This is a genomic window from Rothia mucilaginosa, from assembly GCF_049990865.1.
Classification (GTDB): Bacteria; Actinomycetota; Actinomycetes; order Actinomycetales; family Micrococcaceae; genus Rothia; species Rothia mucilaginosa_I.
In genome coordinates this window covers 541,364-558,663 of sequence record NZ_CP188231.1, presented here as the reverse complement: position 1 = coordinate 558,663, position 17,300 = coordinate 541,364, and the positions used below count along the sequence as shown (strand labels likewise).

Below are 17,300 nucleotides of genomic sequence, written 5' to 3'. Positions count from 1 at the left end.
GTTTTCTCCTGTATTATCACGGCGCACCGCCGCTTCTGCGAGGGCGGTATTCACCTACCAGATTGGACACATCCGAGGGTTCTCAGTCGCGCCGCAATCCGCACGGTTGGGTATAAAAAGCCCCTCCCGCGATGGATATAGTCATAATCTAAGATACCTGTTTATCAAGCACTACGCATACTTATGACGTGCTTTTAGGGGCTTTTGGACTATTGTTCGCACACTCTTTCCCTGGGTGAATATTCTTCACGAACCCCGAGGTCAAGCGGGTTCAAGAAAGCTCTTTCTTCTGCGCATTTTTACGGTCCGCTTTTTGGGAAGGAATTTTGTTTACGGGTAAATATTCACCCTGCCCTGTTTACTGTGGCAGTTAGCCGCCGCGTAGAGCCGCAGATACAGGGGTGGGTTAGGGCGGGTTTTTCAAGGCTCCCATGCGCCACAAAGAAGCACCCCTACCGGCACATTTGGGGATACACGCTGGCACAGGCAAGCGGTGGTTGGGGCGGTTTATCCACAAATTTTTGAAAAATGGGGTGAAAAATTCAAAAAATACGAACATGTAAGTTTATATAAAGGTGATTTATTGAGCTTTAATGCTTTTTAATGTTTTCTGAGGGTATGACTCTCTTCTTTCTCGACCACCACAACACCACCGATGCGCTCCCCTACCCCCGCGTACTCCGACTCGACGGCGAGGCGGCACCCAACGGAATACAGCTGCACCCCGGCAGCGCGGGTAGCGCAAACCAGCAGGCCCTAGAGCAGGCACTCAACCAAGCCCTGCAACACTGCGCGCCCGGCGCGCACGCCAAGGTACAAGAGGCAACGTTCCAGCTGCGCCCCGCGCACAATCAGGACCCCGTCGGCGCCTCGATTGCGCTCAATAACCACATTCCGAACGCGCCCGCCGTTAGCCTCCTGCACATTCTGCGCGGACCCGACGCGGGCGCAACCTTCCCCATCAGCCGCGGCCGCACCAGCCTCGGCAGGGCGGCACTAGCTGCCCGCGGAGGAGAACAGCCACGCCATATTCACCTGCAGGACCCCTTCCTCAAGCCGGTGCACGGCAACTTCTACGCCGACAGCTCCGGCATCCGCTGGATTGAGAAGCGCCCCGCCGCGAACGAGAGTAGTGAGAAGGCGCAGGGTGGCAAGAGGGCGCAGGGCGCTGAGCCGCGCATCCTGCGCTGGAACGAGCCTTTCCGCCTCGGATCCTCACTTTGCATGCTCACCTCACCCAGCGCCGACGGCGAACACACCGCACAGAATGCGAGCACCGCCACCGCTACCCCCGGCTCTTCCCTCGCTTCTTCCCCCGAATCTTCCTCTGGCGAGCCCGCACAGACGCTCGCTCCCCTGGGCAATGCCAGCAACCCCTTCGAGCCGGTGGTGGTAAACCCTCCGGCGCCGCGTAAGCTCAAACAGATTCTGTTGAGCGTGTGCCTGCCGATTGTGGTGGGTCTGATTATTGCGCTGGTGACCGGCATGTGGTTCCTTCTGCTGATGTCTGCGGCGTCTTCGCTGCTGATGCTTCTGCATTTCTTTGGCGGTCGGGCGGAGAACCGTGCCGCATCGCAGCAGACTCATCAGGCGGCGCTGCAGGAGAAGGAACGTGCCCTCGCCCTGCCGACCGCGGGCGACCTGGCGATTTCGGGCCCCTCTGCCCTGCATGATGCCGTCTACCCGGCTATTGTGCTCGGGTGCGGCCCTCGCCAGCCCTACCTGCGCGGCCGCAACCTCCCGCTGGGCACTCTGGAGAAGCAGGATTCACCCCACTATCTACCGCTCCCCACCCCGACTCTCGGTCACTACCTGAAGCTGGAGGAGGCGCACCTGCGCGCCTACCTGGTGCAGCTGGTGGCGGGTTATCCGGGTTCGGTACACGTTCTACTGGCTGGCGCTGATAGCACTGATCAGCAGCGAATCAACCGTCTGGTGCAGACTCTGGCTGTGGTGCCGGGCGTGAGCGTGCGTTGTCTGCCGGGCGTGCAGCAGGAGAAGTATCTGCAGGCGCTGCAGAGCAGCTTGCAGTCGGAGCTTTCGGCATCTGTTCCGCCGCTGATTCTCATGCCCCTGCAGGCGAGCGCTATCTACGCTCCGCTGCTGACCGCGCTGACTTCTGGGGCGGTCGCGGAGTCTTCGCAGTCCCGTGCGTTCGCCTCCCCGCGTGAGCAGAAGATGAACGCCCCGGCGCTCTGCGTATTGGGCAGCGCTGAGGGTGATAGTTCCGCCCACGCACCCGGCGCGCTGTTTGGTGCCGCCTGGGTTGAGTGCGTGAGTGAGGGTAGCCACCGTCAGAGTATCCGATACCGTGCGCAGGGTTATGTGGCGCCTGCGGTGCAGCCCACCGAGGGTGTCTACCAAGTGCATCCTCTGGCGTGTGAGGGTCTGTGCCAGCACGCCGATGGGCTCAGCGTTGAGGCGTTCTGTGCCGCTCTTGAGAACCTGTACCGCGCCGGGTGCGAACAGGAGCAGGGCGCGCTCAGTGAGGCGCAGGTGCACCAGTCGGCGCATCTCTTCTCTTCCCTCCAGGCGCAGAGCGCACGGCAGAAGAACCGCACCGATGACATGGCGGTGGAGTCTGTTCTGCAGCGCTGGTCCGCTCAGCGTTACGCCTCCGATATTCGCTGCTACCTGGGTGTTTCTTCGGGCGGTTCGCTGAATATTGGCTTGTCTGAGCACGGCCCGCACTGGCTGCTCGGTGGCACGACCGGTGCCGGCAAATCGCAGCTACTGCGTTCACTGGTGCTCAGCGCTGCGCTACGTTACCCACCCGAGCGCCTCGGCCTGATTCTGGTGGATTTCAAGGGCTCGGCGGGTTTGGGTCCTCTGGCTCAGCTGCCGCATGCACTCAGCGTGTTGAGCAATTTTGATGTGTCCGCGGTGGAGCGTGCGCTCGAATTTTTGCGCGCCGATATTCACCGCCGCGAGGTGGATCTGCAGGCGCTCGGCGTGAACTCTTACCGCGACTACCTGGTCTCCTGCCAGGCGGCGGGCACCACTCCGCGCTACCCCGAGCTGCTGATTGTGGTGGATGAGTTCCGCATGCTCATCGATTCCATGCCGGACGCTATGGCTGAGCTGATGCGCATCGCCACGATTGGCCGCTCGCTGGGTCTGCACCTGGTGTTGGCGACTCAGCGTCCGCAGGGTGCCATTTCGCAGGATATTCGCGCCAATATTGCCACGAGCATTTGTCTACGTGTGGCGAGCGCACAGGATTCCTATAACCTGCTGGAGCATGAGTCTGCGGCGTATATTTCGGCGGCGCATCCGGGTGCCGGGTATGTGCGTCTGCCGGATGGTCGTTCCCTGCCGTTCCGCGCCCCACTGGTTGATGCGGTCCCATCGAGCAGCGATGCCCGTCCGGTGCAGGTGCTGGGTCTTGAGGAGGGCGGCTGGCGTGAGCTGACTGCCGCTTCTGCCGTTCAGACGTTGGGTAGCAATGAGGATGAGCTGCTGATTCGTTCGGCGCAGCAGCTTCGTGCGCTCTATGAACGCGAGTACGCACCGAGGAGTCACGCACCGAGGGGTGAGCAGAAGAATGCGGAGGTTCAGGATGAATACTGCCCGATTCCGCCGGAGCTTCCCGAGAACACCCCGCTGCCCGCGGTACAGGCGCCGGTGAACGAACCGGTAGCGTACGGCATTGACCCGGCGGCTGCCCCGCAGGAACCCGCTGACTCTGGTGCCGCATCCGAAGGGTATCTGTTGGGTGAATTGGAGATTGCCCGCTACGGTGTGCGCCGCCCGATCAGCTGGTCGGGTCAGCAGGCGCTGGCGCTGCTGGCGCAGAGTGCCGAACGGGCCCCGATGCTCTACGGGCTTTTAGCTCAGGCATTCACCGCCCGCACGCCGGTTGTTCTGCTGACCTCTGACGGTGCACTCTACCGAGACCTGGAACCCTATGCTGGCGTTTTTGAGGCGCTCGTGGGGGCGCAGGAACTTTCGCATCTGCGGTTCTGCCTGGAGCAGCTGCGCACCCCGAACCTGTGGGGCACCGAGGGCTCCACCCGCCCGCTCATTGTTGTGGACGGTCTGGACAGTTGGTTGGAAGCGCTGGTTCGCCAACCCGATACGGAGAACCTGCTCTACGACCTGCTCTCGCAGGGGTGCCGTCGCGGCTATTCGGTGGTGTTCACCTCCGCGTTGAACCCGCGCGGTCGTTTCGCCGCTGCGGCGCATTCCACGCTGCTGAGCCGCCGCTTCCTGGATGCCGACCTGATGCGTTCCACGAGCAAGGACTACCCCGCCCCGGCACAGAGCCACTACTGCGTGGAGGGTTCCATCAATGAGGAGTTGATTGGGGATCAGCCGCTGAGCGCTTCGATTCTTTCGCCCTGTGTTGCGGGTTTCCAGGAGCTGGTTCAGGTTCTGCGGGGTAACGCCGCGAGCGCTTCTAGCGGGTCAAACACTCGCCCCGGCATGCTTCTGCGGCAGTTCCCCGAATACTATCGCATGCCCTCGACCGAGTACGTGACCGCCGCCCACGCCGCCTGCAATCCGCAGGGCGCTAAGCTCTTGGTCGCGTTTGACCGCCAGCAGATGCCGGTGTGGTTGAGCGCCCCGGCTGGCGCGGTAGTTCCGGTGCAGGGCTCCCGGGCGGCGGGTAAAAGCACCCTGCTGGAGAGTATTGCTCAGCTTAACCCGCAACTGAGCGCCCTCGTCCTTGAGGGTTCTGGCGGCGCTACGGGTGAGCCGCCGAGCGTGGAGCGTACCCGTGCGCTCCTGGACTCGGTGAAGGACCCCGCGCACACGCTCGTGTTCGTCGATGACCTGCAGTATCTCTCCCCCGCCGTTCAGCAGCTACTTCTGGAGCGTCGCAGCGAGTTCCGCGCCATGCTGGTCGCCTACACGCCCTGGCCGAGGCGCGCCTCCTCACCCCTGCTGGCTGCGCTCATGGGATGCTCGCGTGCGCTTCTGCTCGCGCCCGCGTCCCTGGCGGATGCCGACATGTGCACGGTGACCGCGCTGCCGCTGGATCGATTCACGCAGGGTGAGCAGCCCGCCGGTCGTCTCGTGGTGGTGGATGGCGCCTCCGTGTGCGCGGCGCAGGTTCCCCTGGCGCTGAGCACGGCAGCACAGGCTGTAGCAGCTACGCAGAAGGTGCCGGTAGGGGTCTAAAGTTGAGCGGTCTAGGGTTTAGCGGCTCTGGGGGTTTACGCTCTAGAGATCTACGCTCTGGGAGGGGTTTAGCGGCGTCGGCGACTATACTTCTCCGCTTCTTCGCCCGACGCCTCGGTGACCGCCTCAATATAGCGGCGGCTGCTGGGCATGAGCACGAAGATGAAGGCAGCCGCCGCGCCAATAACACCCGCAATCGTGATGGACTGGCCAATATTCAGGCCGTAAGCGCTCACGTTCAAGACGAGGGTGCTTGCGGTGACCCACAGGGCGCAGAGGGTAATCAGGATCATGGGCAGGCGCGAACCGAAGCGGCCGCGGTAGAAACGCAGGCCGAAGTAGGTCATGCCCGCGGCGATGAGCACCTGGAGTACGCCACCCACAATCGCCTGGGCGGTAGACATCTCGCTGACGATAAAGGGGTAGAGGATACCGCGAATCAGAATGTATGCCGCGAAGGTTTCGGTCAGAACGAATGCGTAGATGACGTTGAACGGGCGTGACGGCACGGTGGGCTCCTCAGAGGTAGTGTTGGCGGCAGACCGGGGTGTATTCGATCCGATGTGCTGGTATGTTTCCGATGTGCTGGTGCATTAGCGGGTGGGCGCTCCCCCGTCTCGGGTGCACCGCCTCGTCATCGGTGCGGTATGTCGGGGGTAGGTACCGCTTTATATTATGCCTGAGGTGCCGCTCACCCAGCCGCCCGAGTCTCTCCTATGAGACGGGGGTTCAGAAGATGCGTGTCAGCATGCGATTCCCCACCCCTCGATTAGACAAAGGTTTGCCTAAGTGATAGATGCCTCAGTGTAATACTGAAGTTTTTAGAGAAAAGTACTTGTCACATCCGCTCCAACATGCGAAAGTTGATAAGTCAATTTTCACCCTAACGCTGGGTGAGCATCCCATCAGCGGATGTGGTTGACACGCACACAGGAAATATAGATGTGTCTTGCCACCGCGTGAGACCGTAAATCATGAAGGAGGTCCACCGTGGATTGGCGTAGTCGTGCAGCTTGTTTGGACAAGGATCCGGAGCTGTTCTTCCCCGTAGGAAACACCGGACCTGCCCTGTTGCAAATTGAAGAGGCCAAGACTGTCTGCCGCTCTTGCGAGGTTGTAGACGTCTGCCTGAAGTGGGCCATCGAGACCGGCCAGGACTCCGGCGTATGGGGTGGCACCAGTGAAGACGAGCGTCGTGCGATGAAGCGTCGCGCAGCTCGTGCCCGCCGTGCATCCTAACTTCCGGAGTATTCAATAGGGCATCAAAAGCGTGGTGCAGTGATTCAATATCACTGCACCACGCTTTTGCCATATACAGAACCTATCTAGACAGCAAACTGCCGCCACCCCGTGCTCGGGGCGGCGGCAGCTCTATAACGTCATACGAGCAAGGGGCTTAGACGAGCACCGCGGTAATCACCACGCGGGTACCGGTCGGCTCGTTAGCCTCCCAGCGGATCGAGCCGTTCAGCTCGCTCGCCACCAGGGTACGCACAATCTGCATGCCCAGGCCTTCCTTGCCGGTCACCGGGCGGTAGGCGTCCGGGCCGGACTCTTCAATCTTCTTATCGCCCATGCCCTTACCGTCATCGGTAATCACGACGGTGAGGATATTCTCGCCCTCATCGTTGGTACCGCGAATGCCCTCAAGGGTCACGGTGCCGGTCTCGCCGTCCAGACCGTGCTCCACGGCGTTCGCGACAACCTCGTTAATGACCAGAGCCAGAGGGGTAGCGAATTGGCTCGGCAACGCGCCGAAGGAGCCAATCAGCTTGGTGGACACATGCTGGCCGGGGGAAGCAAGCTCAGCGGCAAGGTGGAACTGACGCTCAATCAGCTCGTCAAAGTCAACGTTCTGAGTCAGACCCTGCGAGAGCGCCTCGTGCACGGTAGCAATCGTTGCCACGCGGCGCATCGCCTGCTCCAGGCCCTGACGCGCCTCCTCCGTGGTCATGCGGCGCGACTGTAGGCGCAGCAGAGCGGACACGGTCTGCAGGTTGTTCTTCACGCGGTGGTGAATTTCGCGGATGGTCGCGTCCTTCGTCATGAGCTCCAGCTCGCGGCGGCGCAACTCGGTCACGTCACGGCAGAGAATCACGGCGCCCTCACTCTCAAGGCGGGCGCGCCTCTGCACCAGTAGCGGGATGGAGCGCATGGTCACGCGAGCGCGGGCAATGACCAGTTCGGTGCGCAGGTCACTACGACCGGCAAGGACCAGCTGCAGGGTTTCATCCGCCTGCTCACCGGCAGGCAGCATCGCTCGGGTGACATCGGCAAGGTTTCGCTTTTCGAGGTAGCCGGTCATGCCCATGCGGTTGTACATGGAGTTCGCGTTCGGGGAAGCGACGACCACACGGCCGGAGCGGTCGAGCACAATAATGCCGTCAATCACGCGGGGGTTGCCCTGGGTGTTGTTGCCCTGAGCGAGGGGGTCGGGCCACAGGCCGGAGTGCACCATGGAGAGCATGGTGTCAGCGGCGAATTCGTAGACCTCGTCGCTGATGGAGGGGTAACCATTGGGGGTAGCAATCTTGTGGCTGGTCAGCAACGCAATGGTTCGGTTGTTGCGCACGATGGGCACGAAGGTCACGTTCACGCGCGGGCGGGCGCCAACGCCTTCACCGCTTCCTTCGTCGGTGTAGGTGCTGATGTTCTGGTTGATCCAGACGCGGTAGGCTTCGTCACGGATGCCGTCTTCCATGTCGTGGTCGATGATGTCGTGGTGGAAGAGGGTACGGACGTTGGAGGGGCGCACGTGCGCGAAGGCGCGGAAAGTACTGGTTTCGCTGGGGCCGGAGACGGCGTCCGGGGAACTGCCGTCGGCAACGATGTAATCGGTGGGGAACCATAGAACCAGATCGCTCTGAGCGATATCAGAGATGACCTGCCATTCACCCATGATGAGGTGAACGCGTTCAGTGTCGCCGGGACCGAAGTCGCAGGCGCTCATAATTCCTTCTGCAAAAGACATATGTTTGTGTGCTTCCCATGAGTTCGGGTGGGTTCAACTATTTTACGGTTTGCTCGCCGCAATTCCCATTCAAACGGCAATACCTGGAATAGTTTACAGAGCATTTCTTGAAGCATGCTTTTATTCCCAAATATGACGCTGTGAGGTGAGATAAACCCCTCAATTTTGAAGTGAAATATTCGCACTACTCCCCTACCCTAAATCCGCTTGAGACGCAGAAAACCCGGCCTGCCGGAGCCTCTGAACGGGACACCTCAACAAGCCGGGTCTTTGAGCAGCACTAGTTTTATCTGACGAGCTTATCTGACGGACTTATCTGACGGGCTTACGCGCCAGGGCGTACCGCATACATGCCCTCAAGCATCGCCTCCAGGGACTGCACCACCGCGTGGCGGGGCGCCACCTCCAGCAGCGCTTCACCGTTGCGGCGCAAACGGTCCATGACCTTACGCTCGTACGGAATCACGCCGGTGAGCGGAACCTGCAGGTAGCGCGCCCAGTTATCGCGCATCTTCGCCTCGGGGTTGAACCCTGCGGCTTCGCGGCGGCTGCGGTTGAGCCAGTACTGCACATCCGTTTCGGGGGCGAAAAGATCCGGTCGCGACTGCACCTCGCGGGCGAGGTTAATCAGGCGCGGCAGGCCGATGACGTCCGCTTCACCGAGCGTAATCACGCGGTCGGCACAGGCGAGCGCGGTGAGGGTCGCGGCGTTACGGCGCGGTGCCGGGCCGTCAAAGGTCAGTTCCTCGTCGACCTCGATGGGGGCGGCAACATCGCAGATGACCAGGTCGTAGCGGTGCTTGAGCCATTCGAGTACTTCGGAGAAGGCGCGGGCGCGCACCTCGGGCCAACGCGAGGAGGAAGTGATGCCGCTCAAGAAGTCGAAGGTGCCGTTTTTGAGGGGCACGCGCTCCATGATGGCGCCGGCTTTTTTCTCGTCGAGCTGGGCACGGTCGGCGTCCGAGCAGAGAATTGCCAGGCCGGAGCCGGTGTCCTCGAGCGCCATGAGTGCATCCAGGCTGGGCGCGTAGGTGTCTGCGTCGATGAGGCAGACCTGCTGGCCCTGCTGCGCCGCGAGGGCGGCGAGGTTGAAGGCAATGGTGCTTCGACCGGGCGCGCCGTGGGTGCCCCAGACGGTCACGATCTTGCCGAGGCGGTGGCCGGGTTGGTAGCGGGAGGGCGCCTCAGGGTCCTGGTTGATGTCCGGGTGCTGAGGCAGGGTGCCGTCGTTGTTCTCATTCTGCACGTGCAGGGCGTAGTCGCTACCGGGTGCGAAAGAGTCGACGATGGCGGCGGCCTGGCTGAGCACGGATTCCTCGTTGCTGGGCGCAACGGAGGAGGCTTCTGCCGGGTCGTGCGCGCCGGGTGCACCGGGTGCGTTTCCAGCGGGTGCCGCGGGGTCGATTCCGTAGCTTCCATAGTCGGCGCCGTAGGGCGCGGCGGTGTTTGAGGCGGCGCCCGCGGCGGGGTCGTACCCGTAGCCACCCGCGCCGTAGCCGCCCGCGCCGTAGCCGCCCGCACCATAGCCAGCAGCACCGTAACCCTGACCGTAGCCGCTGTATCCACTGTCGTAGCCGTACCCTGCATCCTGACCGTAGGCGGCCTCGGGGCGGTGGGCAACGGGCTGAACGGGCGGCTGAGTCGGAATCTGCGCGGGCACGCCGTAGCCTGCTACGGGTCGGGCGAGTGCCGCATCCACAGCCTGTTCGAGCGAGCCCAGGATCTCCTCGAGGGCAGCTTCGGGGCGGATGCGGTGCGCCTGCGTGGGCAGCGGCAGGTTGTCCGGGGCGATGACCGCCAGGAGCACTTCGGAGGCGGCGAGCGCGTCCACGGTGGAGACGCTCATTTCGGCGGGCACGTGGGCGCAGAGCAGCACGCGGGCAATGCCGGTGTGCGCCATGCCGACGGCTTCGCTGAAGTCCTGCACGGTGCGCGCCACGGAGACGCGGCCGCGCTGGGATTCGATGCGGTTCAGGAGCGAGCCGTCATCGCCGTAGAGGATGACGGGGATGTTCACTGGCCCTCCCCGTAGGTGCCGGGGATGAGGCTAATCTTGGAGTCGCTATTGCTTTCCTTGACCAGGGCGGCGAGGGCTTCTTCCTTGACCCACAGTTGCACGGTTGCCTTGCCGTTGGCGCCGAGCACGCCTTCGTCGACCGTTACGGCGACGATTTCGGCGTTGGTGACGATGGCGCGGGCACCGTTTTCGGTGCGGTTATCGCTCTTGGTGTCGGGGTTGCGCGGGCCAGAGGTCCACACATCCACGCGCTCGCCTGCCTTCAGTGCGGAGGCGGCGGTGCGGTCAATGCTGACGGTGGCGAGGCGGCGGCCCGGGGAGGTTTCGGTGCCTACCGATTCTTTGCTGATGAAGTTGCCAGCGGGGATGCGCTGGGTGGCGATTTTGCCGTTCATCTGTGCGGCTTCGGCGCGGGTGAAGTACTTGTCTTTGGCGGAGTCGATGTTCGCTTCGACTCGGGTGAGTTTGTCTTCGGTAATCTTCTCGCCCAGGCGGATTTCGCTTTTGGCGGTGTAGTACTCGGTTTTGCTGTTGTTGGCTTGCACGTAGAGCTGCACGCCGGTGATGGAGACGAGCACGAGAAGTACACCGAGGATGAATCGCCAGTCTTTGATGGTGGGCCTTTTGAGGCGTTTGGCGTGGGGCTCGGTGAGGGTGGAACGCTTCGTCGCGTTCTGTCGTATGCGCATGATGTGGTTGTGCCTTTCGGTGCGGAAGCCGGCGGTGATTCCGGTGTTGTTCAACTGACCGATGAGCGAGTGGTGTGTTTTCGATAGTGCTTTGGTTGAGTCTGACACTAACCCTAACAGCATATTTCATTTAGTACTCTCTCTCAACAAGAGTCGTGTTTATGAAATATTTTTGAGTCTTGCCCCTTTTGAAGGGGTAATTAGATAACTTTTCAGCTCATATAAGGCTTTTTGTGAGCAAATTTCACGGTGATGGCATATACTGAAAGTACTCAATAGATGTTCTGTATGGACTCTATGTAAAAGGCCGCCAACGGTGGCTAGGGGGCCCAGGATTTCACTCACGGAAAGGAATAATTCGATGACTGCACCTCGTTTCCTCACTCTGAGCGACGTTGCCGAGGAGCTGCAGGTTTCGCTTTCGCAGGTGCGTGCTCTGGTGCGTAGCGGCGAACTTCCCGCCATTCAGATTGGTGGACGTAACCAGTGGCGTATTGAGCGTTCTCGTTTTGAAGAGTACATTACCGAGCGCCACGAGCAGACTCTGGAGGCGATTGCTTCCGGCAAGCTCACCGCAAAGGCTAAGGTTGATTAGTATTTCAACATGCACCTCGCGGGCGTAATGCTCGAGTGCTTTAAAAGGTCCGCTCCTCTCGTTGAGATTTCAACGGAGAGGGGCGGACCTTTTTGTGTTTATTGTCGCTTTCATCAGGGTATTTATGGTTGTCGAGGCGTTTCTGCGGGCGTGCCCACGGAGGGCACTGCCCGCTATTCACCCTGTGCCCTAGCGTGAAATACGAGCGATGACTGCGCTAATACGAGCCAGCGGAATGGTGCGCACGCCAGCACCGCCAGGTGCACGGGAGTAGCTGGCGGCGGCGCTCTGACCGTAACCAGCCTGACCGTAACCACCCTGCGCACCGTAGGCTGCACGCGCGTGCTGGTCGCGTTCGTAGATGCGCGGGTACTGGCCGCCGTTGAGCAGGCGCAGTTCGAGGAAGTCGGCGCCAACTCGCTCGATCACGCCGTCGTAGCTGACGGTGCCACCTTCGAGGGAAAGGCGGACGGGTTCGCGCGCCATGGCAAGGGAGCGCAGGGCGAGCTGGATTTTCATGCGGTAGCGTTCGGGGCGAATATCAGCGCGCCCGGGAGCAATGCCGCCTTCCCACCAAAGCATTCCGCGCAGGGGGAAGATGATGTTTTCGCCGCGCGCTTCGATGCTGACCCATTCTTCGCCGACCATTTCAAGCTTGCCTTCATAGGTTTGCATGTCAGTGGCGCAGATGCGGATGGGGCCGCCGACCTGTGCGAGGAGGCGGTCGTCGAGGGTGATGGTGGAGTACTGGACGCGGGCGACTTGGCGGGCGTCCTGTTCCATATCCCAGGCGCGTTCGGAGGCGAGGCGCGCCTCAATGTCTCGTAGGAACTTTTCCATGCTCATACTATGACCCTACCCGAGGAGGGGTGCGGATACGAACCGGGGCATTTTCTGGTCGAATAATGATTCTTGAGCCTGATTTTTGAAGCAAATTCCACCAAATTACATGTTTTTTATACATTTTGATGCGTTTTGCTTCAGTTTTGGTGCAACCTCCTGTATAAATGAAGCAACACCAAAAGCTATCAAACACACCATCTGGAGGTCATCGTGGACCATCTTTCCACTCCGGGCTCAGCCCCCGAAGCCTTCGCTTCACGCCGAGCAACCTTGGCTTCACGCCCTGCCACTTTCGTTTCGCGTCCCGCGGTCGCGCCTCGTACTGCCAGCGCCAGAGTAGCCAGCGCAGGGGTAGCCAGCACCGGGGTAGCCGCCGCAACCGGCTCTGCAACCGAGTCCGACGCTAGGGCAAACTACCAGGACGCGCTGCTCTTCATCGCCCCTCCCCTGCTTTCCGCTGCGGTCTTGGGCGCATTGAGCGTGAACCTGCACCGCATCCCTTCGGCGCATCCTCTTACTGATGCTTCGTTGCTCTGCGCTGGTGCGGCGGCAATCCTTATTACCGCCTGGTGGTTCATCAGCTTTATCTACGCGCTCTTCTACGCTCGATCTTTGCGCTTTTCGAGCCGCAACGCTGACCGCGCGGTACTGAAGGTTCCGGCATTTTTCCGTCCGCGCTTTATGCGCCGCATCGTTCTGACGCTCGGCGGCACGGCTCTTGGAGTGGGCGCGGTCTTGGCTCCCGCGCAGGCTGCGGTGGCTACGCCCGGCAACGCCGGGGCAAACGGCACGGAGGGTCTGCCGCAGACGACCATTTCGGCGGTCATGACCGCAGATTCAATGGGCGCTTCAACGGGTACCGCGGCGGCAGGAACCAGCCCAGATACCAACCCAGACACCAACCCAGCCACCGTGTCAGATGCAGATCCCGCCGGCACCACCACGGACAGCACCGCCACGGACAGCACCACCGCAGATTCCCCCTCCGCTCCCCTAACCCTCTCTGCCGAGATTCCTGATATTCCGTTGGCTCCTCACCCCACGGAGGCGGCAGGCTCACCGCACGATCGCAGCCCGTTCTTCTCCCCTCCCCGCGCTGAGGCGGGCACCTATTCCTACACGGTCCAGGCGGGCGATACGCTCTGGTCCATTGCCGCCGAGCAGCTGGGTGAAGGCACCGATGCCTCCACCATTTACAACTACACTCTCGATATTTACGAGGCGAATAGAGACGCTCTGGGGCAGAACGCCGAGCTGCTTTACGAGGGGCAGGTTCTGCAGATTCCCGATCAGCCCGTTCATTAGCCCCCCCTCACTACCTCAATTCGCCATCTCAATTCCGCCATCTCAATTTCGCGGTCTCGGTTCTTCTACCTCACCCGTTAGCTTTTTATTCGCTCAATCTCATTCACTCAACCCACCTCACACATCCTTCTGCACCGAAAGGAGCCGTCATGAGCTTCGCCCACCTTCTCCCCCGCGCCCCGTGGACGCCGCCGCGTTCTCAGCCTGCGCAGCCCGCCTCCCGTAACGATCAGCCTTCCCGCCCGTATTCAAAGCGTCAGGCGGCACGCACCTCCCAGCCGGTGGCTCAGCCTGTGATTGCAGAGCAGATCGCTCCGCTACCGGAGCAGGGGCAGGGCACGATGGCGCTGGTGCAGAGGCGGAACAGCGCGTCGGTCTATTCGCTGTTGCCGCTGCCGCGTTATGAGCAGCATTCGGCGCAGCGCCCGCCGGTAGCGAGGAGGGGCCGCCCGTTGCGCCCTGCGGATGCGTTGGCTCGCCAACTAGAGGGTCGTTGCGCGGGTGTGGCGATTGCTTACTTGGAGATCATGTCGGCTCGTCGTTCGCGTCAGCAGCTGGCGCAGTGGGTGTCAGCGGATTGTTTCCACCGGCTACTGCCCCTCTTCCCGAAGAACCCGCGTCAGGTGCGCAAGGAGATGCTGTTGACTCTTCCGCCGGTTCTGTTGCGGGTGCGAGCGCAGAGGGTGCACGAGGAGCTCTACGAGGCGGTGGCGCTGCTGCGTTGTGCGGATAAGGTTCGCGTGGTGACCATGCAGATGCGCCTGATTTACGGCACCTGGCTGATTACTTCCATCGAGCAGCCGCAGAGCCGCGTAGACGAAGACTAAGGTTTCCGGCACAAAACAGGCACAGACACGCAGAGAGGGTGCGAATCCGGTATTGGATTCGCACCCTCTCTGCGCGTCTATAGCGGTTTCGGATTTATGCCGAGGCTACTTTTCCTTCGAACGCTCCACGTGAACCTGCTCGTGGCCGTCCTCATCGGGGGCGGAGTACTGCAGGAACTTCGGGCGCGAAGGCTCAGCCAGGCGCACGGCAGAAGCCTGAGTACGCTGCTTGGACAGGTCCAGGTTGAACAGGTAGGTCACGGTCTCTTCGCGGACCGCGCCGAGCATCGCCTGGTACATGTCGTAGCCTTCACGCTGGTATTCGACCAGCGGGTCACGCTGAGCCATCGCACGCAGACCGATACCTTCCTTGAGGTATTCCATCTCGTACAGGTGCTCGGGCCAGCGCTCACCAATGACGGACAGCATGACGCGGCGTTCAATTTCGCGCATGCTCTCTTCGCCGACGCTCTTTTCACGCTCATCGTAGATGAGGTGTGCGTCCGCCAAAACTTCCTTCACGATCTGGTCGCGAGTGATCTTGGTGCGGTCGCCGGCGTCTTCTGCCAGGTCGTCCACGGTGATGGAGATGGGGTACACCTGCTTGAGTGCGTCCCAGAGCTCGTCGAAGTCCCAGTCCTCGGCGTGGCCTTCAGAGACGCGGTCGTCAATGATGGTGGTCAGCACCTCGTCCACGAAGCCGGAAATCTGTTCCTTCAGGTCGTCACCGTGCAGGATGCGGCCGCGGTCCTTGTAGATCGCTTCGCGCTGGCGGTTGAGCACGTCGTCATACTTGAGCACGTTCTTACGCTGCTCAGCGTTACGGCCCTCAACGTTTGCCTGTGCGGTGGCGATAGCGCGGCTAACGATCTTGGAGTCCAGTGCGGAATCCTCGGGGGCTGCCGCCATGAGGCGGGTTGCCATGCCGGTGTTGAACAGGCGCATCAGTTCGTCGGTCAGCGACAGGTAGAAGCGGGACTCGCCCGGGTCGCCCTGACGGCCGGAACGACCGCGCAACTGGTTGTCGATACGGCGGGACTCGTGACGCTCAGTGCCGAGCACGTACAGGCCACCGAGCTCGGTGACTTCCTCGTGCTCTTCTTTAGCGGCGTCTTCGCAGGCCTTCAGGACCTCGGGCCAGCGTGCCTCGTACTCTTCGGAGTTGGTGTTCGGGTCCAGGCCGAGCTCGCGCATCTTCTCGACGGCCTCAAATTCGGGGTTACCGCCGAGCATAATGTCGGTACCGCGACCAGCCATGTTGGTTGCCACGGTGACGGCGCCCTTACGGCCCGCCTGCGCAACAATAGCGGCCTCACGCTCGTTGTTCTTTGCGTTCAGCACCTCGTGGCGCACGCCTGCCTTCGCCAGCTGGCGGGACAGGTACTCGGAGTTCTCCACGCTTGCGGTACCGACCAGAATCGGCTGGCCCTTTTCGTGGCGTTCCTTAATGTCCTTGACGACCGCCTTGAACTTGGCGATTTCGTCGCGGTACACCTTATCGGGGTTGTCGATGCGCTGCACACCCTTGTTGGTGGGGATGGGCACCACGCCGAGCTCGTAGGTGTTCATGAACTCTGCCGCTTCGGTTTCCGCGGTACCGGTCATGCCGGCCAGCTTGTCGTACATGCGGAAGTAGTTCTGCAGGGTCACGGTCGCCATGGTCTGGTTCTCAGGCTTGATTTCGACGCCTTCCTTCGCCTCAATCGCCTGGTGGATGCCGTCGTTGTAGCGGCGGCCCGGCAGAATACGACCGGTGTGCTCGTCAACAATCAGGACTTCGCCGTCAATGACCACGTAGTCCTTGTTGTTGGTGAACAGCTCCTTCGCCTTAATGGAGTTGTTCAGGAAGCCAATGAGCGGGGTGTTCTTGGATTCGTAGAGGTTCTTCACACCCAGGTGGTCTTCCACCTTGTCAATGCCGGATTCGAGGATGCCGACGGTGCGCTTCTTCTCATCTACTTCGTAGTCTTCACCGCGCTTGAGCAGGGTCGCGGCAATGCGCGCGAACTCTGCGTACCAGCGGTTTGCCTCACCGGCTGCGGGGCCGGAAATGATCAGAGGGGTACGCGCCTCATCAATCAGGATGGAGTCCACCTCATCGATAATGGCGAAGTTGTGGCCGCGCTGAACCTGCTCCTCCACGGTCCACGCCATGTTGTCACGCAGGTAGTCGAAGCCGAACTCGTTGTTCGTACCGTAGGTGATGTCTGCGGCGTACTGCTTACGGCGCTCGTCAGGTTCCATGGAGGAGAGAATCACGCCGCACTCCATGCCGAGGAAGCGGAACACACGACCCATGAGGTTCGCCTGGTACTCAGCCAGGTAGTCGTTCACAGTCACAATGTGAACGCCCTTGCCGCTCAGCGCGTTCAGGTATGCGGGCAGGGTCGCGACGAGGGTCTTACCCTCACCGGTCTTCATTTCGGCAATGTTGCCCAGGTGCAACGCTGCACCACCCATGAGCTGCACGTCGTAGTGGCGCTTGCCCAGGGTGCGCTTGGATGCTTCACGGACTACCGCAAAGGCCTCCGGCAGCATAATGTCGAGGGATTCGCCGTCCTTGACGCGCTCGCGGAACTTGTCGGTCTCTGCTCGCAGTTCCTCATCGGTCATGGATGCGAAGCTGTCCTCGAGCGAGTTCACCGCCTTAGTGTACGCTTCGAGCTGTCGCAGAACCCTCTTATCGCCGGTTCGGAGGATTTTCTCCAAGAAAGATGCCACTGAGCTTCTACTCCTTGCTTGTTTCGGTACCCTCACCAAGGGCGCGCGAAAGTGCGCGCGGTGAGGCCTTCCTACATATTGTATGGCAGAGCCGCCTAATTCGCCCGTCCGAGCTCTTTTTTACGCTGTGCGCCCACGAGGTGACATTTGGTGACGCTCGAATCTTTCACCTTCCGCTTGAGGCAGAGCCGCCCCATCCAGCTGAAGG

11 protein-coding genes are annotated in these 17,300 nt (G+C 61.3%); 5 read left to right on the top strand and 6 right to left on the bottom strand.

Features of this window, described 5'->3' with window-relative positions; all coding sequences use genetic code 11:
* Positions 1-618 precede the first annotated feature (618 nt).
* Entirely contained in the window at positions 619-5,124 is a 4,506-nt protein-coding gene (locus ACP3RB_RS02305; protein WP_426699313.1) for an FtsK/SpoIIIE domain-containing protein, read from the top strand.
* Positions 5,125-5,192: 68 nt separating this feature from the next.
* Here ACP3RB_RS02305 and ACP3RB_RS02300 read toward each other — a convergent pair whose 3' ends face one another.
* Complete coding sequence (locus ACP3RB_RS02300) at positions 5,193-5,633, bottom strand: alpha-N-acetylglucosamine transferase (RefSeq protein ID WP_294630713.1); 441 nt, start codon at positions 5,631-5,633, stop codon at positions 5,193-5,195.
* A gap of 481 nt (positions 5,634-6,114) precedes the next feature.
* Between ACP3RB_RS02300 and ACP3RB_RS02295 the strand changes: the two genes are divergently transcribed.
* Positions 6,115-6,363 (top strand): WhiB family transcriptional regulator, encoded by a 249-nt coding sequence (locus ACP3RB_RS02295; protein WP_005505386.1) that lies wholly within the window; start codon positions 6,115-6,117, stop codon positions 6,361-6,363.
* Positions 6,364-6,520: 157 nt separating this feature from the next.
* Here ACP3RB_RS02295 and ACP3RB_RS02290 read toward each other — a convergent pair whose 3' ends face one another.
* The 3 genes from ACP3RB_RS02290 to ACP3RB_RS02280 all read right to left on the bottom strand — a co-directional run bounded on the left by ACP3RB_RS02290 (position 6,521) and on the right by ACP3RB_RS02280 (position 10,801).
* A complete protein-coding gene (locus ACP3RB_RS02290) occupies positions 6,521-8,095 on the bottom strand; it encodes a sensor histidine kinase (protein ID WP_294630711.1) in 1,575 nt (524 codons plus the stop codon).
* A 325-nt stretch (positions 8,096-8,420) separates the two neighbouring features.
* Complete coding sequence (locus ACP3RB_RS02285; RefSeq protein WP_315342027.1) at positions 8,421-10,112, bottom strand: AAA family ATPase; 1,692 nt, start codon at positions 10,110-10,112, stop codon at positions 8,421-8,423.
* Positions 10,109-10,801, bottom strand: coding sequence for an SAF domain-containing protein (locus ACP3RB_RS02280; RefSeq protein ID WP_303966482.1), 693 nt, complete (start codon positions 10,799-10,801; stop codon positions 10,109-10,111). The genes ACP3RB_RS02285 and ACP3RB_RS02280 overlap by 4 nt, the downstream gene beginning before the upstream one ends.
* Positions 10,802-11,162: 361 nt before the next feature.
* Between ACP3RB_RS02280 and ACP3RB_RS02275 the strand changes: the two genes are divergently transcribed.
* Positions 11,163-11,396: a helix-turn-helix domain-containing protein gene (locus ACP3RB_RS02275; RefSeq protein WP_005505378.1), complete on the top strand. Its 234-nt coding sequence runs from the start codon at positions 11,163-11,165 to the stop codon at positions 11,394-11,396.
* A gap of 189 nt (positions 11,397-11,585) precedes the next feature.
* On the opposite strand, the gene ACP3RB_RS02270 is transcribed toward ACP3RB_RS02275, so the two are convergent.
* On the bottom strand, positions 11,586-12,242 hold the full coding sequence (locus ACP3RB_RS02270; RefSeq protein WP_426699312.1) for a histidine kinase: 657 nt from the start codon (positions 12,240-12,242) through the stop codon (positions 11,586-11,588).
* 207 nt (positions 12,243-12,449) lie between these two features.
* Between ACP3RB_RS02270 and ACP3RB_RS02265 the strand changes: the two genes are divergently transcribed.
* Positions 12,450-13,544: a LysM peptidoglycan-binding domain-containing protein gene (locus ACP3RB_RS02265; RefSeq protein ID WP_315295493.1), complete on the top strand. Its 1,095-nt coding sequence runs from the start codon at positions 12,450-12,452 to the stop codon at positions 13,542-13,544.
* A gap of 149 nt (positions 13,545-13,693) precedes the next feature.
* Positions 13,694-14,371 (top strand): Rv3235 family protein, encoded by a 678-nt coding sequence (locus ACP3RB_RS02260; protein ID WP_314852856.1) that lies wholly within the window; start codon positions 13,694-13,696, stop codon positions 14,369-14,371.
* 105 nt (positions 14,372-14,476) lie between these two features.
* Here the strand turns inward: ACP3RB_RS02260 and secA are convergent, their stop codons facing one another.
* Positions 14,477-17,092, bottom strand: a complete 2,616-nt coding sequence (gene secA / locus ACP3RB_RS02255; RefSeq protein ID WP_426699311.1) for a preprotein translocase subunit SecA — start codon at positions 17,090-17,092, stop codon at positions 14,477-14,479.
* Between the last annotated feature and the right edge of the window lie 208 nt (positions 17,093-17,300).